At 70.7% G+C, this 25,271-nt stretch carries 23 protein-coding genes; 10 read left to right on the top strand and 13 right to left on the bottom strand.

Translation table 11 applies throughout. From position 1 onward, the window contains the following. Positions 1-30: 30 nt before the first annotated feature. Positions 31-1,194 carry an HpcH/HpaI aldolase/citrate lyase family protein gene (locus ACWCXX_RS01365; RefSeq protein WP_451123050.1) on the bottom strand — a complete coding sequence of 388 codons (1,164 nt, stop codon included), beginning with the start codon at positions 1,192-1,194 and terminating at the stop codon, positions 31-33. A gap of 220 nt (positions 1,195-1,414) precedes the next feature. Between ACWCXX_RS01365 and ACWCXX_RS01360 the strand changes: the two genes are divergently transcribed. Further along, positions 1,415-2,317, top strand: coding sequence for a TerD family protein (locus ACWCXX_RS01360; protein ID WP_451123048.1), 903 nt, complete (start codon positions 1,415-1,417; stop codon positions 2,315-2,317). A 220-nt stretch (positions 2,318-2,537) separates the two neighbouring features. Here the strand turns inward: ACWCXX_RS01360 and ACWCXX_RS01355 are convergent, their stop codons facing one another. The 6 genes from ACWCXX_RS01355 to ACWCXX_RS01330 all read right to left on the bottom strand — a co-directional run bounded on the left by ACWCXX_RS01355 (position 2,538) and on the right by ACWCXX_RS01330 (position 7,673). Continuing rightward, the gene (locus ACWCXX_RS01355) at positions 2,538-3,275 is read right to left on the bottom strand and encodes a TerD family protein (RefSeq protein WP_451123046.1); all 738 of its coding nucleotides are present in this window, start codon (positions 3,273-3,275) and stop codon (positions 2,538-2,540) included. A gap of 173 nt (positions 3,276-3,448) precedes the next feature. Then, the gene (locus tag ACWCXX_RS01350; RefSeq protein WP_451123044.1) at positions 3,449-4,594 is read right to left on the bottom strand and encodes a DUF475 domain-containing protein; all 1,146 of its coding nucleotides are present in this window, start codon (positions 4,592-4,594) and stop codon (positions 3,449-3,451) included. A 70-nt stretch (positions 4,595-4,664) separates the two neighbouring features. Then, a complete protein-coding gene (locus ACWCXX_RS01345) occupies positions 4,665-5,240 on the bottom strand; it encodes a TerD family protein (RefSeq protein ID WP_451123042.1) in 576 nt (191 codons plus the stop codon). Positions 5,241-5,595: 355 nt separating this feature from the next. Beyond that, positions 5,596-6,171, bottom strand: coding sequence for a TerD family protein (locus ACWCXX_RS01340; protein WP_451123546.1), 576 nt, complete (start codon positions 6,169-6,171; stop codon positions 5,596-5,598). 264 nt (positions 6,172-6,435) lie between these two features. Next, positions 6,436-6,894, bottom strand: a complete 459-nt coding sequence (locus ACWCXX_RS01335; RefSeq protein WP_189541777.1) for a peroxiredoxin — start codon at positions 6,892-6,894, stop codon at positions 6,436-6,438. 341 nt (positions 6,895-7,235) lie between these two features. Beyond that, on the bottom strand, positions 7,236-7,673 hold the full coding sequence (locus ACWCXX_RS01330; RefSeq protein ID WP_451123040.1) for a DUF3052 domain-containing protein: 438 nt from the start codon (positions 7,671-7,673) through the stop codon (positions 7,236-7,238). Positions 7,674-8,144: 471 nt separating this feature from the next. Between ACWCXX_RS01330 and aceE the strand changes: the two genes are divergently transcribed. Then, positions 8,145-10,877 carry a pyruvate dehydrogenase (acetyl-transferring), homodimeric type gene (gene aceE / locus ACWCXX_RS01325; RefSeq protein WP_451123038.1) on the top strand — a complete coding sequence of 911 codons (2,733 nt, stop codon included), beginning with the start codon at positions 8,145-8,147 and terminating at the stop codon, positions 10,875-10,877. A gap of 124 nt (positions 10,878-11,001) precedes the next feature. On the opposite strand, the gene ACWCXX_RS01320 is transcribed toward aceE, so the two are convergent. Together ACWCXX_RS01320 and ACWCXX_RS01315 are read right to left on the bottom strand one after the other, a co-directional pair. Further along, entirely contained in the window at positions 11,002-11,418 is a 417-nt protein-coding gene (locus tag ACWCXX_RS01320) for a peptidase inhibitor family I36 protein (RefSeq protein WP_451123036.1), read from the bottom strand. A gap of 208 nt (positions 11,419-11,626) precedes the next feature. Further along, positions 11,627-13,237 (bottom strand): MFS transporter, encoded by a 1,611-nt coding sequence (locus ACWCXX_RS01315; protein WP_451123034.1) that lies wholly within the window; start codon positions 13,235-13,237, stop codon positions 11,627-11,629. 116 nt (positions 13,238-13,353) lie between these two features. Between ACWCXX_RS01315 and ACWCXX_RS01310 the strand changes: the two genes are divergently transcribed. The 6 genes from ACWCXX_RS01310 (at position 13,354) to ACWCXX_RS01285 (ending at position 19,948) form a co-directional block, all read left to right on the top strand. Beyond that, positions 13,354-14,037, top strand: a complete 684-nt coding sequence (locus ACWCXX_RS01310; RefSeq protein WP_451123032.1) for a TetR family transcriptional regulator — start codon at positions 13,354-13,356, stop codon at positions 14,035-14,037. 267 nt (positions 14,038-14,304) lie between these two features. After that, positions 14,305-15,516, top strand: coding sequence for an alpha/beta hydrolase (locus tag ACWCXX_RS01305; RefSeq protein ID WP_451123030.1), 1,212 nt, complete (start codon positions 14,305-14,307; stop codon positions 15,514-15,516). Positions 15,517-15,602: 86 nt separating this feature from the next. Next, a complete protein-coding gene (locus ACWCXX_RS01300; RefSeq protein ID WP_451123028.1) occupies positions 15,603-16,589 on the top strand; it encodes a DUF4429 domain-containing protein in 987 nt (328 codons plus the stop codon). A 118-nt stretch (positions 16,590-16,707) separates the two neighbouring features. Further along, positions 16,708-18,054, top strand: coding sequence for a sensor histidine kinase (locus tag ACWCXX_RS01295; protein WP_451123026.1), 1,347 nt, complete (start codon positions 16,708-16,710; stop codon positions 18,052-18,054). Further along, positions 18,051-18,734: a response regulator gene (locus tag ACWCXX_RS01290; protein ID WP_451123024.1), complete on the top strand. Its 684-nt coding sequence runs from the start codon at positions 18,051-18,053 to the stop codon at positions 18,732-18,734. The genes ACWCXX_RS01295 and ACWCXX_RS01290 overlap by 4 nt, the downstream gene beginning before the upstream one ends. Positions 18,735-18,904: 170 nt before the next feature. After that, on the top strand, positions 18,905-19,948 hold the full coding sequence (locus ACWCXX_RS01285) for an alpha/beta hydrolase (RefSeq protein ID WP_451123022.1): 1,044 nt from the start codon (positions 18,905-18,907) through the stop codon (positions 19,946-19,948). Between the two features lie 217 nt (positions 19,949-20,165). Here ACWCXX_RS01285 and ACWCXX_RS01280 read toward each other — a convergent pair whose 3' ends face one another. Both ACWCXX_RS01280 and ACWCXX_RS01275 read right to left on the bottom strand, forming a co-directional pair. Beyond that, on the bottom strand, positions 20,166-21,182 hold the full coding sequence (locus tag ACWCXX_RS01280; protein ID WP_451123020.1) for an aldo/keto reductase: 1,017 nt from the start codon (positions 21,180-21,182) through the stop codon (positions 20,166-20,168). Continuing rightward, the gene (locus ACWCXX_RS01275; protein WP_451123018.1) at positions 21,182-21,643 is read right to left on the bottom strand and encodes a MerR family transcriptional regulator; all 462 of its coding nucleotides are present in this window, start codon (positions 21,641-21,643) and stop codon (positions 21,182-21,184) included. The genes ACWCXX_RS01280 and ACWCXX_RS01275 overlap by 1 nt, the downstream gene beginning before the upstream one ends. A gap of 70 nt (positions 21,644-21,713) precedes the next feature. On the opposite strand from ACWCXX_RS01275, the gene ACWCXX_RS01270 reads away from it, so the two are divergent. Then, on the top strand, positions 21,714-22,535 hold the full coding sequence (locus ACWCXX_RS01270; protein WP_451123016.1) for a serine hydrolase domain-containing protein: 822 nt from the start codon (positions 21,714-21,716) through the stop codon (positions 22,533-22,535). A gap of 42 nt (positions 22,536-22,577) precedes the next feature. On the opposite strand, the gene ACWCXX_RS01265 is transcribed toward ACWCXX_RS01270, so the two are convergent. After that, positions 22,578-23,828: an eCIS core domain-containing protein gene (locus ACWCXX_RS01265; protein ID WP_451123014.1), complete on the bottom strand. Its 1,251-nt coding sequence runs from the start codon at positions 23,826-23,828 to the stop codon at positions 22,578-22,580. A 149-nt stretch (positions 23,829-23,977) separates the two neighbouring features. Here ACWCXX_RS01265 and ACWCXX_RS01260 point away from each other — a divergent pair, with 149 nt between their 5' ends. Then, positions 23,978-24,568 (top strand): GNAT family N-acetyltransferase, encoded by a 591-nt coding sequence (locus ACWCXX_RS01260; protein WP_451123013.1) that lies wholly within the window; start codon positions 23,978-23,980, stop codon positions 24,566-24,568. A gap of 14 nt (positions 24,569-24,582) precedes the next feature. Here the strand turns inward: ACWCXX_RS01260 and ACWCXX_RS01255 are convergent, their stop codons facing one another. Beyond that, complete coding sequence (locus ACWCXX_RS01255; protein WP_451123011.1) at positions 24,583-25,242, bottom strand: pirin family protein; 660 nt, start codon at positions 25,240-25,242, stop codon at positions 24,583-24,585. Positions 25,243-25,271 lie beyond the last annotated feature (29 nt).

Genomic DNA, 25,271 nt, shown 5'->3' with positions numbered 1-25,271 from the left:
ACACGCTCGTTCCGCGTGACACACCCGCGCTCATTCCGCGAGGCCCGCGGCCAGCAGTTCCACGAAGCCGACGTCCGCCTTCGCCACGCCGAACACCTCGGCCCGTCGCAGGGTCCGCTCGGCCCAGGCCCGGTGCGGCTTCACCTCGTTCATCTTGTTCGTGTAGGCGGAGCGCATGACTCCGCCGCCACCCCGCTCCGGCCGCAGGATGTCCTGGGCGTCGCTGTACTCCTCGTGGCTGACCACGGACAGCGCGTGCACGGGCGCGACGTGTGACGGGTGGATGCAGGTCTTGCCGAGCAGGCCGTTCGCCCGGTCGAGCTCGATCTCGCGCAGCAGCCCGTCCAGGTCGTGCTCGATCAGCGCCGTGCGCAGCTCCTCGGCCCGGCCCTCCAGGAAGGGGCTGCGGCGCAGCTGCGGTTTGAACATGCGCTCCTGGAGCCGGAAGTACTCCCACACCGGGCCGGTGATCGTGAAGCCCGTGCCGTCCGCCCGGCCCAGCACGTTGACCACGTCGGCGATGACCGCGCCGACGATCTGCACGTCGTACGCCGTCATGTCGGGCGCCCTGCGCAGTCCGTACGCCGAGCAGAAGTCGGTGACGCCGAGCCGCAGCGCGAGAACCTGCTCGCGGTACTTGTCGACGGTGCGGGCTATTCCCCGGAGCGTCTCGCTGCGGGTCTCCAGATGCAGCAGTTCGGGCGATTCGAGAACGGGCATCGCGAACAGTCGCCGACCGCATGCCTTCTCGGCCTTGCCTAGCGCCTCCAGAAAGGGCACGCCACGCTCTTCGGTGAACTTCGGAAGTACAAAACCAGACAACATTCGGACGGTACGGCCGAGCCGGTGGACCAGGTCCATTATCTGGCCCGGCTCCCGGACCCGGATGAAGAGCAGGGGCCCCTCGACACCGCGCGCGTCCAGCTCGGCGAACTGCCTGACCAGGTTCTCCTCGGCGTCGACGACCTCGGAGTCGTCGATGGAATCCTCCAGGCACAGCACCATGGAGACGACACCGCGCCCGGCCTGCTTGATGATGTCGTCGGCGAGCCGCGGCCTGGTGGCGGGGCTGTACAGGGTGGCCCCCAGGGCGGCCGAAAGCGTGCGGGGGGGCGATTCCGCGCCGAATTCGCACGGTTCCCGGAAGAACAACGCCTCCCTCACCGCGGGCGCGATGTGCCCGAAATGACGCATGTGACTCCCCCGAACTGCCTGACCGGCCGGACAACGTATGGCCGGTAATAGTACGTACGGACGGGTGTCGACAGTTCCCCACGTGCATGAATTCCGGGTAACTCGTCCATTTCCCGATGTGCAGAAGCGCGGCGGAAGAAGCATCTCCGGCGCGTCCCCGGAAGATCCGGTACGACCCCCGCGTTGTCCGCGCGGGCAGCCAGCAGGCAGGATGACGGGCATGACGCACGCGATGGTGAAAGGCTCGAACGTCCCTCTGGACGCCATGGCCGTACGGGCCGTGCTGCGCTGGACCCCGGGCGCCGGTGTCCCGGACGTGGACGCCTCGGCGCTGCTGCTGGGAAGCGGCGGCCGCGTGCGCTCGGACGAGGACTTCGTCTTCTACAACCAGCCCCGCCACCCCTCCGGCCTGGTACGACGGCTGCCGAAGCGCAGCGTCCCGGAGGGGCTCACGGACACCATCGAGGCCGACCTGAACGGGCTCGACCCCTCGGTCGAGCAGGTGGTCGTCGCCGCCTCCTCCGACGGGGCCGCGTTCGCCCAGGTGCACGATCTGCGCATCCTGCTGTACGACGCGGCGACGGCCGACGGGGAGCCGCTCGCGGTCTTCGACGTGCGGCCGGAGACCGGCGAGGAGACGGCGATCATCTGCGGCGAGCTCTACCGGCGCGGCGATGGCTGGAAATTCCGGGCCGTGGGGCAGGGCTATCCGACCGGCCTGATCGGTCTGGCGACCGCGTTCGGCATCTCGGTCGACGAGGGAGAGGCCGCGGCGGAGCCCGGACCGGCCCCGGCGGCGCCCGCACCGGTCACCACGCCCGGCTTCCCGCCGCCCGTGCCCGACTTTCCGCCTGCCCCGGCGCCCGGCCCCGACTCGCAGGTCACGGTGCAGCACCAGCAGCCCGCGTACGGGTATCCGCAGCCCGCGGCAGCGCATGCGGCGCCCCCGGCCGCCCCTCCCGCCCACCAGCCCGGGTACGGGTATCCGCAGCCGGCCGTCGCCCAGCAGCCCCCGGCCCAGCCTCCCGCCTACGGTTATCCCCAGCCCGCCGCTGCCGCGGCGCATGCTCCGGACCCGAATTTCGCGCTGCCGCCGCAGGGCCCGCAGTTCGTGAGGTCCTGAGCCGCCCCGCCCACGCGGAAGTTCCGGCACGGGGTCACCCGGAGCCCCTGGAGCTCCGCCCGCACGGAAGCCCCGCCCCAGTCCCCAGGCCGCCCGCAGCCGCTGCGGAAGGGGCGGGCCGTCGCCGGGCCCGGACCGGGCTTCCACGCCCTCCACCGGGCCCTCCTGGGCGTCACCGGGCCCGGCCCCGGGGGCGGCTCCCGGGAAGGATGCCGCGCTCTCAGGTCCGGGACTTGTAGCCGCGCCCCCACTGCATGCCGAAGCCGTACATCCGGTCCAGCTCCGACTGGAAGCCGTACACGAACTTCACCTCGCGCCGCACGATCAGCTCGCCCTTGACGTTCTCCACCGTGAAGACGGCGCAGGAGCGGGCCTGCGGGGCGCGCTCGTCCAGTTCGATCTCGATCCGCGGGCCGCTGCCCGTCGGGTAGAGCGTCACCGTGGCGTGCGTACGGTCGAACGCCGGCGTCTGGTCGTAGATGTAGACGAAGAACAGCAGCCGCTTGATCTCGTCGTGATGGTCGAGGTTGACGTAGACGGTCTCGCCCGAGGGCGCCCCGAAACGGTCGTCGCCGCTGAGCCGGATGTACGGCGGCCCGTTCAGGTCGCCGATGAGATTGCCCAGCGGCTGGACGACGCCCTTGGTGCCGTCCTTCAGCTCGTACATGCACCCCAGGTCGAGGTCGACGTTGACCATGCCCTGGGTGTGCGCCTGGACCACGTCCGGCTGGAAGAGCTTCAGCGGGTGCAGCAGCCGGCCGCTCTGCCGCGATCTTCCCTCGATGTCGGACGTGCGCATCCGCCAGGAGAGATTGACCCGCAGCGTGCCGGCCACCGTGCCCTGTTTGTTCAGCGAGACCGTGGCGCGCCGTCGGGAGAGCACGATGGAGTCGGTGATCGCACCGCCCGAATCGAACGGCGACTCCCGCCCCGGCCACAGGTTGTCCCAGAACCCCATCCCCAGCCCCCACACGTATCGGTAGAAAAGTGCCCCGGCACCGCAGACACCCCGTACGTCGCACGGGGCGCCCACATCACAGCGGGGCGGCCGCCGGGCCGGGTCCGGATGTCTCCGGAGAACCGTCGCCGTACGGACCGCCCCGCTGAGAGCGTTCCTCAATCCCTACCGGGTCACACCCCGGACGGGACTTCCGCCCTGGAACCTTCGCCGTCGCCCCCGCCCTCGGCTTCCAGCGCCTTGTTGCGCCGGACCGAGGACCAGAAGGACCAGCCGATCAGCGCGACACCGATGAAGCCGGTGATGAGCTCGTTGATCTCGTACTGGATGGTGACGAGCAGGAGCACCGCGAGCGCGCCGATGGCGTAGTGGGCGCCGTGCTCCAGGTAGACGTAGTCGTCGAGCGTGCCCTGGCGGACCAGGTAGACCGTGAGCGAACGGACGTACATGGCGCCGATGCCGAGGCCGAGGGCCATCAGCACGATCTCGTTGGTGATGGCGAAGGCGCCGATGACACCGTCGAACGAGAAGGACGCGTCGAGCACTTCCAGGTAGAGGAACATGAAGAACGCGGCCTTGCCGGCGAGGGCGACGGCGGAGACCTTCTTCCCGCTCCGCTTGGCCTCTTCCTCTTCCTCCTGCTCGCGCTCTTCCTCCTCCTCCAGCTTGTTCTCGAAGAAGCCGGAGAGGCCGCCGACGATGAGGTAGGTGATCAGACCCGCGACACCGGCGAGCAGAACGGTTTCCGCCTTGTCGGCGTGGCCGCCGCCGTGCTGGTGCGCGTTGGTGGCGACGGTCATGGAGGCGACCAGCAGCACGATGAGCGCGATGCAGACCGACAGCATGTCGACCTTGCCGAGCTTGGCGAGCGGGCGCTCGATCCAGCGCAGCCACTGGATGTCACGGTCCTCGAAGATGAAGTCGAGGAAGATCATCAGCAGGAACATGCCACCGAACGCGGCGATCGCCGGGTGAGCGTCCGTGACGAGTTCCTGGTAACGCTCGGGCTCGTTGAACGAGAGATCGATCGCGTCGATCGGACCGATCTTGGCGGTGATCGCCACGATTACGACGGGGAACACCAGTCGCATACCGAAGACCGCGATGAGCACACCGATCGTCAAGAAGATCTTCTGCCAGAAGGCATTCATCTTCTTCAGGATCCCGGCGTTGACCACCGCGTTGTCGAAGGACAGCGAGATCTCCAGGACGGAAAGGATCGCGACCACCCCGAAGGCTTCCCACCCCCCGTAGATCACAGCTGCGGCAAGGCCGAGCGCGGTGACCGCGAACGACCAGCCGAAGGTTTTCAGAAGCACTGGCTACCCCATCGTGTAAGTAACGGGTCTCCCCCGATGTGCACGGGGCTCCCCCGCGCCGTGCGCGGTTTTACGAAACGTTGACCCCGAAGTCTAGAGCGATGCCCCGCAGTCCGGACGCGTACCCCTGCCCTACTGCGCGGAACTTCCATTCGCCGTTGTACCGGTAGAGCTCGCCGAAGATCATCGCGGTTTCCGTCGAGGCGTCCTCGCTGAGGTCGTAACGCGCGAGTTCCTGACCGTCCGCCTGATTCACCACGCGGATGAACGCATTGCTGACCTGACCGAAGGTCTGGCCGCGGTTGTCCGCCTCATGGATCGAGACCGGAAAGACGATCTTGTCGCAATGCGCCGGTACCTGCGTGAGGTTCACGATGATCGATTCGTCGTCCCCCTCGCCCTCACCCGTGAGGTTGTCACCGGTGTGCTCCACGGAGCCGTCGGGGCTCGTGAGGTTGTTGTAGAACACGAACCATTCGTCGCCGAGCACCCGGCCCGACTGGCACAGCAGGGCGCTGGCGTCGAGGTCGAAATCGGCGCCCGTGGTGGATCGTGCGTCCCAGCCGAGCCCGATCAGCACCTGGGTGAGGTTGGGTGCGGCCTTGGAGAGGGAGACATTGCCTCCCTTGGCGAGCGTGACGCCCATGGTGTGTGTCCTCCCCGAGTCGTTGAACCGTCTGTTGAGCCCGTCCGGCTCGTCGAGCCCGTCGGGCCTGTTGGACCCGGCGGGTCCGTCGAACCCGTCGGGCCCGTGGAACCCGTTCGATTCATTGAACCCATCGGGCTGTCGGACCCGCTCGGTTCACTGAACCTGTCGAGCCCGATGCACCCACTGGGTCCGCCGGGCTCATGTGTGACCGGACGGGCCCACCGGGGCCGTCCGGGCCGCTCGAACCGTCTGCCGAGCCGCATCCGGCGCCGCACGAAAGTGCGGCGCCGGACGAGAGTGTCTGCTGGCGTGGACCGGGCCGCGCCCGAGTGGCGGGCCCTGTCGCGTCTGCTCAGACGTTGACGCCGAAGTCCTGCGCGATGCCGCGCAGACCCGAGGCGTAGCCCTGACCGATGGCGCGGAACTTCCACTCCCCCGCGTTGCGGTACAGCTCGCCGAAGACCATGGCGGTCTCCGTCGAGGCGTCCTCGCTGAGGTCGTAACGGGCCAGCTCGCTGTTGTCGGCCTGGTTGACCACGCGGATGTACGCGTTGCGCACCTGGCCGAAGCTCTGCTGGCGGGTCTCGGCCTCGTAGATCGAGACCGGGAAGACGATCTTGTCGACATCGGCCGGGACACCGGCCAGGTTCACCTTGATGACCTCGTCGTCGCCCTCGCCCTCACCGGTGAGGTTGTCACCGGTGTGCTCCACGGAGCCGTCGGGGCTCTTGAGGTTGTTGAAGAAGACGAAGTTGCCGTCGCTGCTGACCTTGCCCTCGGCGTTCGTCAGCAGGGCGCTGGCGTCGAGGTCGAAGTCACCACCGGTGGTGGTACGGGCGTCCCAGCCCAGACCGACGATGACCGCGGTCAGGTTGGGCGCGGCCTTGGTCAGCGAGACGTTGCCGCCCTTGCTGAGGCTGACTCCCACGAGTCCTCCCATTGGTTTCCTTGGGGGCCGGCCGACGCCGGCGCCTCCACGTTGCGTTGGCATCCGATCAACGACTGGATCCTAGTGACCGGTTCCCGGCCGAGCAGGCTTTTGGCCGGGTCGGCCGCGGATCCACCGGTACCGGATCACCGGATCCCGGCATACGTGCCGCGGATCGGGATCCGGCCGGAAGTCCCGGTTCAGAAGTCGCCGGTCGGGGGGTCGGCGGTTCCCGGTCGAGACCCTCGATCGGGAGGCCGTCGATCAGAGCGCGTCGAGCGCCTTGATGTAGTCGTTGAGGTCGCGGGCGTCGGGCAGACCGTTGACGACGGTCCAGCGCACCACGCCCTCCTTGTCGATGATGAAGGTGCCGCGCACCGCGCAGCCCTTCTCCTCGTCGAAGACGCCGTAGGCCCGCGAGGTCTCGCCGTGCGGCCAGAAGTCCGAGACCAGCGGGTACTCGAGGCCTTCCTGCTCGGCGAAGACGCGCAGGGTGTGGATGGAGTCGTTGGAGACGGCGAGCAGCTGCGTGTCGTCGTTCTCGAACTTCGGCAGCTCGTCACGGAGCGCGCAGAGCTCGCCCGTGCAGACGCCGGTGAAGGCGAACGGGTAGAACAGCAGCACGACGTTCTTCTCGCCGCGGAAGTCGGAGAGCTTCACGGTCCGGCCGTGGTTGTCCTTCAGCTCGAAATCCGGGGCCTTGGTGCCGACCTCGATCGCCATGAAAAGCGTCCCTTCGCTACGTTGACCGGGCTTGGGCTGTCCGGGTGGTTCCCACCCTACGCAGAGCCTGTGACAAGCCGCACGGAGCCCACGGACCGGCGACCCGGAGACGTCACGGACGACGAGTCCAAAGGTGGTGCGGCCGGCGGTCCGGCGGCGTCACGGGCGGCACCCCGCCGCACGGCCCCGCCGGGCGCGGCCCCGCCCTGTGCTGCCCCGCCCCGCGCGGAAGGAACCGGCGCGGAAGGAACCGGCACGGAAGGACCCAGTCCGTACGAAGGCCCCCGGCCGGCTCGATGCCGTCGGGGGCCTTTCGGGGCGAAGTGCCCGGCGAGCGTGGGTCAGCGCTTGGCCCTGGCCGACTTCGGCGTGACCAGACGGCTGCCCGTCCAGTCCTTGCCCGCGCTGATGCTCTTGGTCTGGGAGAGACCGGCCGTCTGCGCGGCCTCGTTGATGTCGCTCGGTTCGACGTACCCGTCACGGCCGGTCTTCGGCGTCATCAGCCAGACCGTGCCGCCGTCCTCGATCAGACCAATGGCATCCACCAGCGCGTCCGTAAGGTCGCCGTCCTCGTCACGGAACCACAGCAGCACGACGTCTGCGACGTCGTCGTAGTCCTCGTCGACGAGATCCTGGCCGATTGTGGCCTCAATGCCCTCACGGAGCTCCTGCTCGACGTCGTCGTCGTAGCCGATCTCCTGGACCACCTGTCCGGGCTCGAACCCCAGGCGTGCCGCCGGGTTGGTCCGCTCCTCCGCGTGGTCCGCGGTCGCGCTCACGGGTTGCCTCCTGATCATGTTTCGGAAAATGCTTCAGCCACGCGCGTGCGCGGGGCGTTGGCCGTAGTCCACACGGGAGCGGCGGATCGCGCAAGTACCCGGCGTGCGAGACCGCCTAAACGGTGACGTTCCCCGCCACGTCGCCGCACTGTCGGCGGACCCCTCCGCGGGACCGGCACTGCCGTCCACTCCCATTTACGTCCTTCCACAGCTTATGCCGTTTCGATCCCCCATTCGGAGTCGAACATGCTTTGGGAACGCTTGGACGCCTTGGGCGTATGGTTGCGGTTTGGACCAGGCCATCCCCGTACTCCGGTCGCGATGTCTCGCAACACGACGGTTACCCCTCGGTAGAGATGACGTTTGCGCCCCCGAGGTACACGATGGTGATGGCGTACATGCATACATCCCGGGGGCATGTTCTCCCTCAATCAGGCCCCATAGAGCACCACCGAACAGCGAAGGAACAGCGTGGCTTCCGGATCCGATCGCAACCCGATCATCATTGGCGGCCTGCCGAGCCAGGTCCCGGACTTCGATCCCGAAGAGACCCAGGAGTGGCTCGACTCGCTCGACGCCGCGGTAGACGAGCGCGGCCGCGAGCGGGCCCGTTACCTGATGCTCCGACTCATCGAGCGCGCGCGAGAGAAGCGCGTCGCCGTGCCGGAGATGCGCAGCACGGACTACGTGAACACGATCGCCACGAAGGACGAGCCGTTCTTCCCCGGCGACGAGGAGATCGAGCGCAAGGTCCTCAACGCGACCCGCTGGAACGCGGCCGTGATGGTGTCGCGCGCCCAGCGTCCGGGCATCGGTGTCGGCGGCCACATCGCCACCTTCGCCTCCTCCGCCTCGCTGTACGACGTGGGCTTCAACCACTTCTTCCGGGGCAAGGACGACGGCCGGGGCGGCGACCAGATCTTCTTCCAGGGGCACGCGTCCCCGGGCATCTACGCCCGCGCCTTCCTGCTCGACCGACTGAGCGAGGCGCAGCTCGACGCCTTCCGCCAGGAGAAGTCGAAGGCGCCCAACGGCCTGTCCAGCTACCCGCACCCGCGGCTGATGCCGGACTTCTGGGAGTTCCCGACGGTCTCGATGGGCCTCGGTCCGCTCGCCGCGATCTACCAGGCCCGGATGAACCGCTACATGGAGGCGCGCGGCATCGCCGACACCTCCGACTCCCACGTCTGGGCGTACCTGGGCGACGGCGAGATGGACGAGCCCGAGTCGCTCGGCCAGCTCTCCATCGCCGCCCGTGAGGGCCTGGACAACCTCACCTTCGTGGTCAACTGCAACCTGCAGCGGCTCGACGGCCCGGTGCGCGGCAACGGCAAGATCATCCAGGAGCTGGAGTCGCAGTTCCGCGGGGCCGGATGGAACGTCATCAAGCTGGTCTGGGACCGCTCCTGGGACCCGCTGCTCGCGCAGGACCGCACCGGCATCCTGGTGAACAAGCTGAACACCACGCCGGACGGCCAGTTCCAGACGTACGCCACCGAGTCGGGCGCGTACATCCGTGAGCACTTCTTCGGGGACGACCCGCGGCTGCGCGACATGGTCAAGGACATGACCGACGACCAGATCCTGCACCTGGGCCGCGGCGGTCACGACCACAGGAAGGTCTACGCGGCCTACGCGGCGGCCAAGGCCCACAAGGGCCAGCCGACGGTGATCCTGGCGCAGACGGTCAAGGGCTGGACCCTGGGGCCGAACTTCGAGGGCCGCAACGCGACCCACCAGATGAAGAAGCTCACGGTCGAGGACCTCAAGCGGTTCCGCGACCGGCTGCACATCCCGATCACGGACAAGCAGTTGGAGGACGGCCTGCCGCCGTACTACCACCCGGGCCGTGACTCGGAGGAGATCCAGTACATGCACGACCGCCGCAAGGGTCTGGGCGGTTACGTCCCGACCCGGGTGGTACGCGCGAAGCCGCTGGTCCTGCCCGAGGACAAGACGTACGCGACCGCGAAGAAGGGTTCGGGTCAGCAGTCGATCGCCACCACCATGGCATTCGTCCGCATCCTGAAGGACCTCATGCGGGACAAGGAGATCGGCAAGCGCTTCGTGCTGATCGCGCCGGACGAGTACCGCACCTTCGGCATGGACGCCTTCTTCCCGAGCGCGAAGATCTACAACCCGCTGGGGCAGCAGTACGAGGCGGTGGACCGCGATCTGCTGCTGGCGTACAAGGAGTCGCCCACCGGTCAGATGCTGCACGACGGCATCTCGGAGGCCGGCTGCACGGCGTCGCTGATCGCCGCCGGTTCGGCGTACGCCACGCACGGCGAGCCGCTGATCCCGGTGTACGTCTTCTACTCGATGTTCGGTTTCCAGCGCACCGGTGACCAGTTCTGGCAGATGGCCGACCAGCTCGCGCGCGGCTTCGTGCTGGGTGCGACCGCCGGCCGTACGACGCTGACCGGTGAGGGCCTCCAGCACGCGGACGGCCACTCGCAGCTGCTCGCCTCGACCAACCCGGGCTGTGTCGCCTACGACCCGGCGTTCAGCTACGAGATCGCGCACATCGTCAAGGACGGTCTGCGCCGGATGTACGGCGAGAACAGTGAGGATGTCTTCTACTACCTCACCGTCTACAACGAGCCGATCCAGCACCCGGCCGAGCCCGAGAACGTGGACGTCGAGGGCATCCTCAAGGGCGTGTACCGCTTCAAGGCCGCCGAGCGGGGCGATATCCCGGCCCAGATCATGGCGTCCGGCGTGGCGGTCCCGTGGGCGGTCGAGGCGCAGCGCATCCTCGCCGACGAGTGGAACGTCCGCGCGGACGTCTGGTCGGCGACCTCCTGGAACGAGCTGCGCCGCGAGGCCGTGGAGGTGGAGCGGTACAACCTGCTGCACCCGGAGGAGGAGCAGCGCGTGCCGTACGTCACGCGGAAGCTCTCCGGCGCCGAGGGGCCGTTCGTGGCGGTCTCGGACTGGATGCGTTCGGTGCCGGACCAGATCGCGCGCTGGGTGCCCGGTGCGTACCAGTCGCTGGGCGCGGACGGCTTCGGCTTCGCGGACACTCGTGGTGCGGCCCGTCGGTTCTTCCACATCGACGCGCAGTCGATCGTCCTCGCGGTGCTCACCGAGCTCGCGAAGGAGAACCGGATCGACCGTTCGCTGCTGAAGCAGGCCATCGACCGGTACGAGCTGCTGGACGTCACGGCGGCCGACCCGGGCGCGGCCGGCGGCGACGCGTAGGCGCGGCGCACGACGTGTGAAGGGCGGCGGGACCTCCTGGTCCCGCCGCCCTTCGGCATCCGTGGCCGGTTCTCCGGTTCGCCGACTCCCCGGAACCCCGGCCTCGGAGCCGCCTCGGCCCCGGTCAGTTCTCCCAGATCTTGAAGGCCCTGACCTGGTACGGGGACCGGGGCGTCCAGGTGCCGCCGCCCGGGTAGGTCTCGAACTCGCCGGTCTCGGCGCACTCCGCCGACTGGTAGGTGGTGACGGGGCGGCCGGTGCGGTTGGCGAGCGATTGGACGCTGCTGCCCTTCGGCAGCGGGATGCAGCTCTCGATGTCGACGGTGGACAGTTCGTGGGTCTGCCGGGCCCCGGTGAAGTCCGGCTTCGCCCAGAGGCAGAGCTGGCCGCTCCCGCAGCTCCCGAGACCGACGGCCGCCGCGCCGTGCGCGGTGCGGGCGTTCGCGGGGTGCGGGGCGGTCCCCGGGCCCGCGAGGTGGCCTGCGGCCGGCGGGATCAGGGCGGTGGCGGCCAGGGCCGCGGCAAGGAAGGTCGTACGCATGGACATCAGCCCCCGTGGCGTTGCGAATCAGTTGTACGCACCCTGACCTGCGGCGCGGTGCCCGGGGAAGGAGCCGCGGACCACACCACCCTGATAGGCGACAGCCCCGCCGGAACGGTCCGGCGGGGCTGTCGTATGCGCTGTGTTGACGTACGGGAACCGGGCGTCGGGGTACGGACGCCGGCTCCGGGGCCGTCGCAGTGACCGGTCAGATGTGGCCGGCGCCCGCTCCCGCGGCGGCGTTCTCGCCGCGCTTGGTGAGGGTGGCGACCACCGCGGCGACCACCGCGACGATGCCGGCGACCGTGAACGCGGTGCTCATGCCCGACACGAAGGTGTCATGGGCGACGCCCGCGATCTTCTGTGCGACCTCCGGCGGAACGTTGCCGTCCACCGGCGGGATGCCGACCTCGACGGCCGAGGACGCCTGGTCGAGCTGGGCCGGGCTCAGCGGCGGGAGCTCCGCGGCCTTCCAGTTGCCGGCCAGCTTCGAGTCGACCTGGGAGGCCATGACGGCGCCCAGCACCGCCGTGCCGAGGCTGCCGCCGACCTGCATGGCGGCCTGCTGGAGACCGCCCGCGACGCCGGAGAGCTCCATCGGGGCGTTGCCGACGATGACCTCGGTGGCGCCGACCATCACCGGGGCGAGGCCGAGGCCGAGCAGACCGAACCAGATCGACATGGTCAGGGTGCCGGTGCCGATCTCCAGCCGGGACATCCCGAACATGGCGACCGCCGTGCACACCATGCCGCCGACCAGCGGGACCCGCGGGCCGAACTTGGTGATCATGGCGCCCGCCAGCGGCGAGGCGACGATCATCATGCCGGTCAGCGGCAGCAGGCGCAGGCCGCTGTCGACGGGGCGCAGACCGTGCACGTTCTGGAGGTAGAAGGTGACGAAGAACAGCCCGCCCATGAAGGCGAAGGCCATCAGCACCATCAGGACCGTGCCCGCGGACAGCGGTACGGAGCGGAACATCGCGAGCGGGATCAGCGGCTCCCCAACGTTCTTCTGGGAGAGCGCGAAGACCACGAACAGGACCAGCGCGCCACCCAGGAAGCCGAGCGTCCTGTAGTCGCCCCAGCCCCATTCGGCACCCTTGATGAGCGCCCAGATCAGGCAGAACATCGCCTGCGACAGCAGCACGATGCCGCCGATGTCGAAGGAGCGCGGGGCGTTCTCGGCGCGGTGGTCGCGGAGGATCACCAGGCCCAGCAGGAGCGCGATCACGCCGACCGGCACGTTGATGAAGAAGACGGACTGCCAGTTGACGTGCTCGACCAGCACACCGCCGAGGATCGGGCCGCCCGCGGTGGAGGCGCCGATCACCATGCCCCAGATGCCGATCGCCATGTTCAGCTTCTCGGCCGGGAAGGTGGCGCGCAGCAGGCCGAGCGCGGCGGGCATCAGCAGGGCGCCGAAGAGGCCCTGGAGCACCCGGAAGACGATCACGAGGGCGACGCTGTCGGAAAGGCCGATGGCCCCCGATGCCGCGGCGAAGCCCACGACACCTATGAGGAAGGTCTGGCGGTGGCCGAACCGGTCACCGAGCTTGCCCGCGGTGATCAGGGAGACCGCGAGGGCGAGCATGTACCCGTTGGTGATCCACTGGACGTCGGCGAGCGAGGCGTGCAGATCCTGTTGGATGGCGGGGTTGGCGATCGCGACGATCGTGCCGTCGAGCGCGACCATCATCACGCCGATGGCCACGGAGAAGAGCGTCAGCCAGGGGTGGCCGCGCAGCCCCTTGGCAGGTGCGGGATCGACGGAGCCGTGCGGCTCCCGCGACGCCTTTTCGACGGTGGTCTGACTAGTCATGCCGGGGACATTAGTGTCAGCCTCTGACAGTTGACAAACCAATTCACAAGCCAGTAACTGTCACGTACCTCACAGGTACGCTGACCGGGCAAAGCAGGAGAAAGAGGACCGTTCAAGTGATCGCTGGGCAGCAGGCCGTACGCTCGACCGGGCTGCGCGAACGGAGGAAGCGCCGCACCCGGGACGCCCTGCTGCACGCCGCCCTCGTCCTCTTCACCACCCAGGGGTACGAGGAGACCACCGTCGACGAGATCGTCGACACCGTGGAGGTCTCCCAGCGCACCTTCTTCCGCTACTTCGCCAGCAAGGAGGAGGCCGTCTTCGCCATCCAGGAGATGGTGGAGTCGCGTTTCCTCGCGGAGCTGCGCCGCCGCCCCGCCGAGGAGGCCCCGTTCGAGGCGCTGCGCGGTGCCGTCTTCCGCACCTGGAGCAGTATCGGCGAGGCGGTCGAGGCGGTGGTCACGGTCGAACTCCACATGCGCACGTACCGGATGATCGAGTCGACGCCCTCGCTGCTCGCCGCCCATCTGCGGCGGAGCAGCCAGCTGGAGAGCCGGCTCGCGGCGCTGATCGCGCGGCGCGAGGGCCTCGACGTGGACGAGGATCCGCGCCCGCGGGTCGCCGTGGCCGCGTTCTGCGGGGTGATGCGGGTGGCCGGGCAGCTCTGGGGGCAGGGTGGGGACGCCACCGTGGATGCGCTGCGCACGCTGACCGAGACGTACCTGGACCAGCTCGGCCCCGCCCTGGCGGGGGACTGGCGGGCCGGGGCCCACCCGGTGCCGGACGACCGGACCGCCTGACGGCCGCCTTCGCCCCCGTACGCCCCGATCCACCGGTGCGCACCCGGGCCGCCCGATGTGCTGCACGCCTCATCGCCGCGCCATGACCGACTTCACAACAGCCGCTCCCCGGCGGGCGCGCACGGCGCCCGAGAGGCGTTTCGCACTCCTGAGCGTGCGCATGCCGACCACACAGCGTGAGAACGACGACCCCGAATTCCCTGCAGCCGAGTGATGTGCATCACCCTCTCCATGACTGCCGACGCGCGTCTCCTAATGTGGGCCGGAGTGACTTCCTTCGACTCCTCCCCCACGCTCACCGCATGGCGCGCGCTGCTCGCCGTCGCGGTGGTCTTCGTGATGCTGGCGACCACCGGCTGGACCGCCGTACGTCATCAACGCTCCGACGAGCCACGCGAGATCGCGCTCACCGCCTGGGCGCGGGGCACGGTGGCGGGTCGTGCGCTGCCGGCCGCCGACGCCCCGCCGTACCGGCTGGCCCATTTCTTCGCCACGCTCACGGCCGCGCAGCGCAGCGGCCTGGCCGACAGGTACCCCTTGGTCGTGGGGAACCTGAACGGCGCCCCGGTCACTCTGCGCTACCGCGCCAACCGGCTGGCGCTGGTGCAGGCGCGGAAGGTCGAACAGCGGCGCACGCACGACGTGCGGCTCTCCCCCGAGGGGCGCGCGGAAGCGCTCCGCCGGGTGCACCGCTTCGGTTCGATGCTCTCCCCCGGCCGGCACTTCCTCGCCTTCGACCCGTCCGGAAGGGGCCGTGCCGCAGAGGTGTTCGGCGATCTCGACCGGGCCCAGCGGGTCTCCGTGATCGTCCCCGGCGTCGACACCGACCTGCTCACGCTGGAGCGGTCCGCGCCGAAGGCGAACGCCGCGCCGGTCGGCATGGCGAAGTCGCTGTACGCGGCCGAGCGCGCCGCGCGGCCCGGTGTCCGGACCGCCGTGATCGCCTGGGCCGACTACACCACGCCCGCCGGAATCGGCATGGACGCGGCCCTGGGCAACCTCGCCGCACGTGGGGCGGTGCGGTTGAACGCGCTGCTGGACGCCCTGCCCGGCACCGCCCCGGTCTCGCTGTTCTGCCACAGCTACGGCTCGGTGCTGTGCGGGGTCGCCGCGCACGGACTGCCCTCCAGGGTCGGCGACATAGCGGTCGCGGGCAGCCCCGGCATGCGGGTGGAGAGCGCCGGTGGGCTGCGCACCAAGGCCCGGGTGTGGGCGATGCGGGACCGCGGCGACTGGATCGAGGACGTACCGAACCTGCGGTTCGGCGTCCTGGGCCACGGCGCCGACCCGGTCGACCCGGGCTTCGGCGCACGCGTCGTCTCGGCGGGCGGCGCGATCGGGCACAGCGGCTATTTCGAGCCGGGGACCGAGAGCCTCGACAACTTCGCCGCGATCGGCGTGGGGGCCTACGACTCGGTGAGCTGCGCGAGTTCCGACAAGGGCTGCCGGGAACGAATCGCCGGAAGCCAGGACATCTGACGGCTGCGGCATACCGCAACCGTCCTGCACATCATGGTCTGCTCCGAAGGGGGACGAGCGAGCAAGTGCCGCATACGATGAGGCACATGGGTGATGCGCTGGCCGGAATTCATGCCACCTGGGAGTTCGACACCGACTCCGTGCTCATCCGCTTCGAACGGGGGATCCGCACGCCGAAGCTCTTCCAGAGCCTGCGTGAGCGTCGTGTTCCGCACGCGGCGCTGTCATCGGTGACGCTGACCCCGGGCAAGCGGGGCACGGTGGTGCTGCACGCCGTGCCGAGACCCGGTGCCGATCCGCTGATGGAAGCCGCCGCCGGACAGCTGAAGGACAGCTGCGATCCGTACCGGCTGGTGCTTCCCGCCGAGCGCGAGGCGCCGGCAGAGTACTACGCGGACGCGCTGCGTGCCGTGCTCGGCGCGGACGCGGCGGAGCCCGCCGACCGGTTCCTGGTCGCGGCCCCCGAGGCGCCGATGCAGTTCAAGGCGTACGACGGCCGGGCCGGCTTCGACGGCCGACGGGTCTCCTTCCGCTGGTTCCGGACGGGCGCCTCCACGGCGAAGTGGAAGGCCGGCGACCAGACGTTCGGGGTGACGGAGCTGAGCGGCGTCGAGTGGCGCTCGCCGGAGGCCCTGGAGGGCTATCTGCGCCTGGTGCCGAGGGGTTCGGAGAGCCTGGCCCCGGGCGCCTGCACCAGTACCGGCCTGGGCATGGAACCGGGCATGGGTGGCATGGACACCGAGCCGGGGCCGGACGGCACGGGCTCGGTGCTGCGGAGCCCGCAGCCGAGGTCGCTCCGCCCCGCGCAGGCGGACCAGGACCCGGCCGCGGTGGTCTTCGGCTTCGGTTACGGCCCGGTGCACGAGTCGCTGCCGTTCGCCGCGGCCGTGCTGGAATCCGTACGGAGAAACCATTCGGCTGCCGCCCCGGCCACCGTCCTGGCGGGCGCGGGACGGCGCGACCCCTCGGACATCGCGGAACGCATCCGGCACCTCGGGGAGCTGCACCGGGCCGGTCTGGTGACGGACGACGAGTTCAGCGCCAAGAAGGCCCAGCTGCTCGCCGAGCTGTAGGGCGGCGCGCCCCTCCGGCCCGCCCGGCCGGTAGTACCGCCGTACGAGAGGCCCGGTGGCGAACCGGAACCCCGGTATGACGCCACCGGGCAGGGCCGCTCCCTAGGCTGATGCAGCCATGACCACTTCCCCGCCACGCGTTCCGAGCGAGGCGCCGCCGCGCCCGCAGCCCGCCGCCGACGGTCTGGTGAGCGCCGCCCGCCGCAATCTGCGCGAGATCGCCCACGGGCTCCGCCATCCGTCGCACCCCCCGCTCCCGCCGTTCGCGAACGCGCCCGGACGGTGGCGGAGGCTGCTGCCGTACGTGGTCGTCATCGCCCTCGCGACGGTCTTCGTCCCGGTCACGATCAATGTGCTGACCAATGATTACGGGGTGGCCAACGCACTGGCGGGTCTGCTGGCCGTCGCCCAGACGGCACCGCTGCTGATGCTGGCGCACCGCCCGTTGCAGGCGTGGTGGATCGTCTTTCCCGCCGACATCGTGGGGGCGCTGGTACTGCTCGGGTACCCGGACCCGCCGCAGGGCATCTGGCCGTGGCCCGCCTCCACGCTGGTCTGCTACCTCTTCGTGATGCTGGCGGTGGCCCTGCGCGAGACCCGGCGGACCGTGATCTCCGTCTGGGCCCTGACCGCCGTGGCGAGCCTGGTCCTGCACCTGGCCGCCACGGACCGCAGCAACGGCACCTCGGCCCTGCTCCCGGCGCTCGGCGCGGTGCTCATGGTGATCGGTGCGGTGATCCGGGAACGGGGCGACGCACAGCGCCGGCTCGCCGAGCAGGAGACCATCAGCGAGGCCGAACGGGCCCAGCGCACGCTGCTGGAGGAACGCGCCAGGATCGCCCGTGAGCTGCACGACGTGGTCGCGCACCACATGTCCGTGATCACGGTCCAGGCCGATTCCGCGCCCTACCGGATCAGCGGGCTGCCCGAGGAGGCGCGCGAGGAGTTCGGGGCGATCGCGGCGAGCGCGCGGGAGTCCCTCGCGGAGATGCGGCGGCTGCTGACGGTGCTGCGCAGCGACGGCACGGAGGGCGAGCGGGCGCCGCAGCCGGGGCTCGACCGGCTCCAGCAGCTGGTGGAGGCGACGGTACGGGCGGGGCTGCCCGCCGAGTTGTCGCTCCCCGCCCGGCTGCCGGACGTGCCGCAGGCGGTGGACGTGTCGGCGTACCGGATCGCGCAGGAGGCGCTGGCCAATGTGGTCCGGCACGCGCCCGGTGCGCGGACCCGGGTGTCGGTCACCTCCGACGACGCTCATCTGACCGTCCTGGTGGTCAACGGCCCGGCGGAGCATCCCGTTTCGCCGCTGGAGCCGACCGGGACGGGGCACGGCCTGGTCGGCATGCGGGAACGCGTACGGTTGACGGGCGGCACGCTGGACACCGGGCCCCTGCCCGACGGCGGCTTCCGGGTGGCCGCGCGGCTGCCCCTGCCCCCTGTCACGGCCAAGGCTTCGGAGGACTCTTGACCATCCGCGTGATCATCGTCGACGACCAGGCCATGGTGCGGGCGGGGTTCGCGGCGCTGCTCTCGGCGCAGAGCGACATCGACGTGGTCGGCGAGGCCCCGGACGGGCGCCGGGCCGTCGAGGTGAGCCGGCGGCTCCACCCGGACGTGGTCCTGATGGACGTCCGGATGCCCGAGATGGACGGGCTGGCGGCGGCCCGTGAGCTGCTGAACCCGCCGACGGGTGTGGTGCACGTGCCCAAGGTCCTGATGCTGACCACGTTCGACGTGGACGACTACGTGTACGAGGCGCTGCGCGCCGGGGCGTCCGGCTTCCTGCTGAAGGACGCGCCGCCCACGGACCTGATCTCGGCGGTCCGGGTGGTCGCGGCGGGCGAGGCGCTGCTCGCCCCGTCCGTGACGCGCCGGTTGATCGCGGACTTCGCCCGGCAGGGGCCCGCCGGCGTCGCCCGGAGCGGACACGCGCTGCGGCTGAACGGGCTGACCCCGCGTGAGACGGAGGTGCTGGAGCTGATCGCGCGGGGGCTGTCCAACCAGGAGATCGCGGGGAAGCTGGTGCTGGCCGAGCAGACGGTGAAGACGCACATCGGGCGGGTGCTGGCGAAGCTGGACCTGCGGGACCGGGCGCAGGCCGTGATCTTCGCGTACGAGTCGGGAGTGGTGGTCCCGGGCGAGGCGTAACCCCGGGCGCCTCCTGGGTCACCTCGGTATCCGTGGTCTCCCTGGCACCTGGGTAGCACTTCGTACTTGGCTCCTCGGTGTGATGTCTCCGGGCCCGCCTTCCCTCTACCTTCCTCTCCGTCACGCCGGTCGGCGTGCGGGATTCCGGGTCGACCGGAGGGGGAGGACGGGTGCGCCGTTACGCGAGGACCCTGGTGACGGTCGCGCTGGCGATCACGACGGTGACGGGTACGGCCGGCTGGGCGTCCGGGAACGCCCAGCAGGCCCTCACCGGGCCGCCCCCGGGCACCGCGGCCTGGCGCGCCGATCACTCGCTGGGGCAGGAGCTGCCCGACCCCGAACGGGCCACTCCGGCCGAAGTCGGCGCTTTCTTCCGGGGGTTGACCGCCGGCCAGCAGCAGACCCTGGTGGTCCGGCATCCGCTCGTCGTGGGCAATCTGGACGGGGTGCCGGTGAAGCTGCGCTACCGGGCCAACGCCCTTTCCCTGCGCGCCGGTCACGACCCCCGGTACGCACGTCTCGCCATGCCGGGCCGGCACATCCTGGCCTTCGACCCGCGCGGACGCGGCCAGGTCGCCGAGGTCTTCGGGGACCTGGACACCGCACGCCATGTGGCCGTCGTGGTGCCGGGCTCGGACAACGACGCCGGGACCTTCGACCGTACGAACGACGTGTACGGCACCCCGGTCGGCATGGCGAAGTCCCTGTACGCACGGACCGGGCGCGGCAGCGCCGTCGTCGCCTGGACCGGGTACACCACTCCCGTGGGCCTCGGCATCGACGCCGCGACGGGCTCGCTCGCCGAGGCGGGTGCCGAACGGCTGACCCGGTTCACGGACGGGCTGGCGGCCGTCGGCACGCCGGCCCCCGCCGTGTTCTGCCACAGCTACGGCTCCGTCGTGTGCGGCCTCGCCGCGCCCCGGCTGCGCGCCGCAGACCTGGTCGTCCTCGGCTCGCCCGGGATGCGCGCGGACAGCGTCGCCGATCTGCACACCGAGGCCCGGGTCTGGGCGGCGAAGGACGCCACGGACTGGATCGACGACGTGCCGAACGTCGAGGTGGCGGGGCTCGGCCACGGCCCCGATCCGGCCGGCCCGGACTTCGGCGCGCGCCGGGTCCCGGCCCGCGACGCCCACGGTCACACGGGCTACTTCGCCCCCGGCACGGACTCGCTCCGCGCCTTCGCCACGATCGCCGAGGGGAAGGCACGGTGAGCCCCGACGCGCCCGGTCCCCCGGGCACGTCGGACGTCGCCGTCCGGTCTCGACGGGCGCCGCGGGGGCGGCGTACGTCGCGGGCTCGGAGGGCGCCGCGGGTTCGGCGTACGTCGCGGGTGCCGGACCAGGTGTACGCCGCGGGCTCGACGGGCGCCGCAAGCTCGGCGTGCGTCGCGGCCCCGGTCGGCGGGCCCGGTCCCGTTCCGGCCGGCGGCTACTCGCGCGCGGTGGACGTCGAGCTCATGTCCGGGTACCGGTCCCCGGCCACCAGCCCCGCGATCGGCTCCAGCAGCGCCAGTTCCTCGTCCGTCAGCACGATCCGGGTGGCGGCCACGTTCTCCAGCAGCCGGCTGCTCCTGCGGGTGCCGGGGATCGGCACCACGGTCAGGCCGTGCACCCGGGCCCGCTGCTGCACCCAGGCGAGTGCCACCTGCGCGGCCGATGCGCCGTGCGCCGCCGCGATCTTGTGGACGGGTTCCAGCAGGGCGGCGTTCCGCTTCGCGTTCTCGCCGGTGAAGCGGGGCTGGTACCGGCGGAAGTCACCCTCCGACAGCTCCTTGGCCGCGTCCGTGAACGCCCCGGTCAGAAAGCCCCGGCCGAGCGGCGAGTACGGCACGAAGGTCACCCCGAGCTCGACGGCGGCCGGCACGGCGCTGCGCTCGACGTCCCGGCTGAAGAGCGACCACTCGGACTGGAGGGCCGCGATCGGGTGCACCGCGTACGCCTCACGCAGCTCCGCCCCGGTCACCTCGCTCAGCCCGAGCTGCTTGACCTTGCCCTGCCGGACCAGTTCGGCCATCGCGCCGACGGACTCGGCCAGCGGGACGGCCGGGTCGCGGCGGTGCATGTAGTAGAGGTCGATGACGTCGGTGTCCAGCCTGCGCAGGCTGTCCTCGACGGCCTTGCGGATGTACGCGGGGTCGTTGCGCACGCCCCGGTAGTGCGGGTCGTCGTCCCTGCGCTCGATGGCGAACTTCGTGGCGAGGGTGATCTCGTCCCGGTGCGCCCCGACGAACGGGGCGAGGAAGGTCTCGTTGGCGCCGCTTCCGTAGACGTCGGCGGTGTCGAAGAGGGTGACGCCCGCCGCCAGCGCCGTCTCCAGCGTCTCGCGGGCGGCGGCCTCGTCCGTGGCACCGTAGAACTCGCTCATGCCCATGCAGCCGAGTCCCTGCACGCCGACCTGCGGGCCGCCGTTGCCGAGCTCCACGGTGATGATCTTGTCGTCAGTCATCAGGCACTGGGCCTTTCCGGCGCCCGTCGGGCGCCCGCATAGAAGTCGATCTTGTGGTCGAGCACGGCGAGGGTGTCCTGGAGCTCCGCGATCCGCGTCCTCACGTCGCGGCGGGTCGCCTCCAGCAGCTCCTGCCGTTGCTCGAAGGTGTGCTCTCCCTCGCGCAGCAGTTCCGCGTACCGGACCATGTCGGCGACCGGCATCCCGGTCAGCCGCAGCTTGCCGACGAAGGCCAGCCAGTCCAGGTCGCGGTTGGTGAAGCGGCGCTGGCCGGTGTGGGAGCGGTCGACGTGCGGCATCAGTCCGATCCGCTCGTACCAGCGCAGGGTGTGCGCGGTGAGTCCGGTGAAGGCGGCGACCTCACTGATGGTGTAGCGGTCCTGGCCGTCGGGGCGTGGATGCGCCTGCGGGGCCGAGGCGCAGACGTCCACCTTCACGGAAGTGCTCTCCATCACCGTCATGCCCTCCACGCTAGAACCTTGGAGTGCACTCGAAGCAAGCGCGGACGGGAACGGGTTTAGGCTCGTACGCATGCAGAGCCTGGCGATGATCGACAACTGGCCCGTCCCCACCGCGGCGGCTGCCGTCGTACGAGCGGACGGCGGCGTCGTCGGTACGCACGGCCCGACCGCGCACCGCTTCCCGCTCGCCTCCGTCACCAAGCCGATCGCGGCCTACGCGGCGCTCGTGGCGTACGAGGAGGGGGCGGTCGAGCTGGACGAACCGGCCGGGCCCGAGGGGTCCACCGTGCGGCATCTGCTCGCGCACACCAGCGGGCTCGCCTTCGACGAGCACCGGACGACGGCCGCGCCGGGCACCCGGCGGCTCTACTCCAACGCGGGCTTCGAGGTGCTCGGCGACCACATCGCCAAGGCCACCGACATCCCGTTCCCGGAATACGTGCGCCAGGCCGTGCTGGAACCGCTCGGGATGACGGCGACCGCGGTGGACGGCTCGCCCGCCAAGGACGGCGTCTCGACCGTCGAGGACCTCGTGCGGTTCGCGGCGGAGGTGCAGGCCCCGCGGCTGCTCGATCCGCGTACGGTGCTGGCCGCGCAGACCGTCGTGCACCCCGGGCTGAAGGGCGTACTGCCCGGCTACGGACACCAGAACCCCAACGACTGGGGGCTCGGCTTCGAGATCCGGGGCTCCAAGTCGCCGCACTGGACCGGAATTTCGTCGTCGCCCGCGGCCTTCGGGCACTTCGGCCAGTCCGGCACCTTCCTGTGGGTCGACCCGGTCGCGGGCGCGGCCTGCGTCGCCCTGACCGACCGGGCCTTCGGGCCGTGGGCGGTGGAGGTGTGGCCGACGTTCACGGACGCGGTGCTCGCGGAGCTGGGCTCCGGCCGCTGACACCGGCCGGAACCCGGCCGGCCGGAAGACGGTCGGCCGGGGTCAGACGAGTGGTTCGATCATGTGGGTCCGGCGCCGGGACCGCGTGGCCGCGTCGCCCGACCAGGCCGTCCGGTTCGGGTCGAGACCCACGCCGTTGGCGAGGCCGAGCCGGGCGATCACGGCGTTGTGCTCGATGCAGGCCCGCTCCAGGGGGTCGATGAAGTCGTTCTGCAGCTCCGCCTGTGTGACCGCCGCCCCGGCGGTCACCTTCGCGTCGATGAAGTCGTAGACGTGCTCCAGCTGTTCGGAGCGGGGCGTGATGGCACCGTCCTCGGTGAAGTTGAGGTCCGGTCCACTGCTGCCCGGGTCGTCGTTCCTGTCCGCCGGCGCGGGGCCGAGCGCGAAGTTGGCCGGAATGTTCTTCAACGCCTTGGAAACGGCGTTGAGTTGGGCGCTGGTGCTCGTGAACGCGGTCGGGGCGACCGGCCCCAGGGCCGTCACGACATCGGTCAGCTGGGCCGGGGTGAGAAGCCCGGCGAACCGTTCGAGCAGCGACTTGGGCACGATGTGGTGCAGGGTGTGCACGAGTGCGTTGCCCGGATTGGCCGCCTTCTCCGCGGCCAGGGCGTTCTTCGTCGGATTGTTCTTCCAGTCACCGGCGCGCTGAACCGCCGTCCCGGCGGTCGACGGCGCATGGGATTCGGGCTTCTCCCGGTCGCCGGAGGTCCCGGTCCGTACCGGTGCGGACATGACCCGGCGGGCGTTCTGCTCCGCGGCCCGCTCGTAGGCGTCCGAGGGGTCGGAGATCCGCAGGCCCGCGCCGTTGTCGGTGCCGGGGACGGCGCCCTGCCGTTGCTGGACGACATGGGTCAGTTCATGGGCGAGGGTGTGCTTGTCGCCTCCCCCGGCGCCGACGACGACATGGTGACCGGAGGTGTAGGCGCGGGCGCCGACCTCGGCGGCGGAGGCCCGCGCGGCGCTGTCGTCGTGGATGCGCACGTCGGAGAAGTCGGCGCCGAGGCGTGCCTCCATCTCCTCCCGGAGCACGGCGTCCAGGGGCCTGCCCCCGGTGCGCAGGACGTCATGGACGGCGGAACGCTGCACGTCGTGCCGGTGCTCCTCCGGCCGGTGCTCCTCGGGCTGCGCCCAGGGGTGCCCCGCCTGCCGGAGCAGCTGGACGACGGCGGCGTTGCCGAGGCTGCTCCGGAGGGTGCGCGGCAGGTGCTCGGGGAGTTCGCCCGTCTCCGGCCGCCTCACCGGCGTGCGTGCGCGGGCGGAACCGGGGGTGCGGTCGGAGTCTCGTGCGCGCATCAGAATCCTTCCGGAGGGGTGCACGGGGCAGTGGCCCCTCCATCACTACGCGGACCACACCGCTCCGGGCCAGGTACACGGGGGCAGAATCGGCCGGCCCGCCAGACAGAGAGGCATGGCCGACGCGACACCCGCTACTCTCCTCGGTCATGGCCGACACAGTCCGCGCCACCGCCGCCGATGTCCCCGCGCTCGCCGCCGTGCTCGCCAGTGCCTACGCCGAGGATCCCGTGTGGACTTGGCTGATGCCGCACGACCGCGACCGGCGGCTGCGGCTGCTGTTCACCGCGCATCTGGCCCAGCAGGTCCCGGCCGGCCGGGTGTGGACCGATCCGGAGCGCACCGTCGCGGCGGTGTGGGCGGAGCCCGGGAAGTGGAAGCTTCCGGTGACGTACCTGCTGCGCAACGCGGGGCCGCTGGTGCGCGCGACGGGGGCTCGACTCCCGCGTACGGCAGGGCGGTTGTTCGCCATGGAGCACCGCCATCCGACCGGTCCCGAGCACTGGTACGTCGAGTACATCGGCACCCGGGCGGACGCGCGCGGCACCGGGCGCGGGGCGCGGGTGCTGGGCGGGCTGCTGGAGCGGGCGGACGCGGACGGACGGCCGGTCTTCCTGGAGTCCAGCAACCGCCGCAACCTCACCTTCTACCAGCGGCACGGCTTCGCCCTGCACGAGGAGATGACGTTCCGCGCCGGGCCGCCGATGTGGTCGATGTGGCGCCGGAACGGCGGCCAGTAGGCCGGGACGGCAGTTCAGGCCGGCAGTTCCCAGATCAGCACCTCGGCCGGTCCGGCCGCCACCAGTTCCAGCCCCGCCTCGCCGGTGATCCGTGCCGAGTCGCCCGGTCGCAGCTCCTCGTCGCCGAGCCGCACCGGACCGGCCACCACATGGACGTACACCCGCGCCGCCTCCGGCACCGTCGTCCGCTCCCCCGCGGCCTGCCTGCGCACCTGCAGCAGCGCACCGGCCGCCGGAAGGGCGTACGGGGTGGCGGCGTCGGCGAGGCCGGGGACGATCGTGTACGAGGGTTCGCCGCCCGGTTCGAGCGGTGTCAGCCACATCTGGACGAACGTCAGCGGTACGTCCCCGTCATTGCGTTCGACGTGGCGCACGCCGGACGCGGCGCCGAGGTGCTGGAGGTCGCCGGGCCGTACGACCGTGGCACGGCCGGTGGAGTCGCGGTGGGTCAGCTCGCCCTCGACGACCCAGGTGACGATCTCCGTATGGCTGTGGGGATGTTCGTCGAAGCCTGCGCCGGGCTCCAGGCGTTCCTCGTTGACGGCCATGAGCGCGCCGAAGCGCAGATTGCCCGGGTCGTAGAAGCCGGCGAAGGAGAACGCGTGCCGGGACAGGATGCCGGCGTCCCGGTCCCCGCCCTGGAAGCGGTCTTCGGCGCGGTGTACGGAAATCACCGGTCCACGGTAGCCCGGCGGGAGCGCGG

The organism is Streptomyces sp. NPDC001732 (assembly GCF_053596315.1).
Note: the sequence above shows the minus strand (reverse complement) of the source record. Positions and strands in the feature narration are given on the sequence as shown.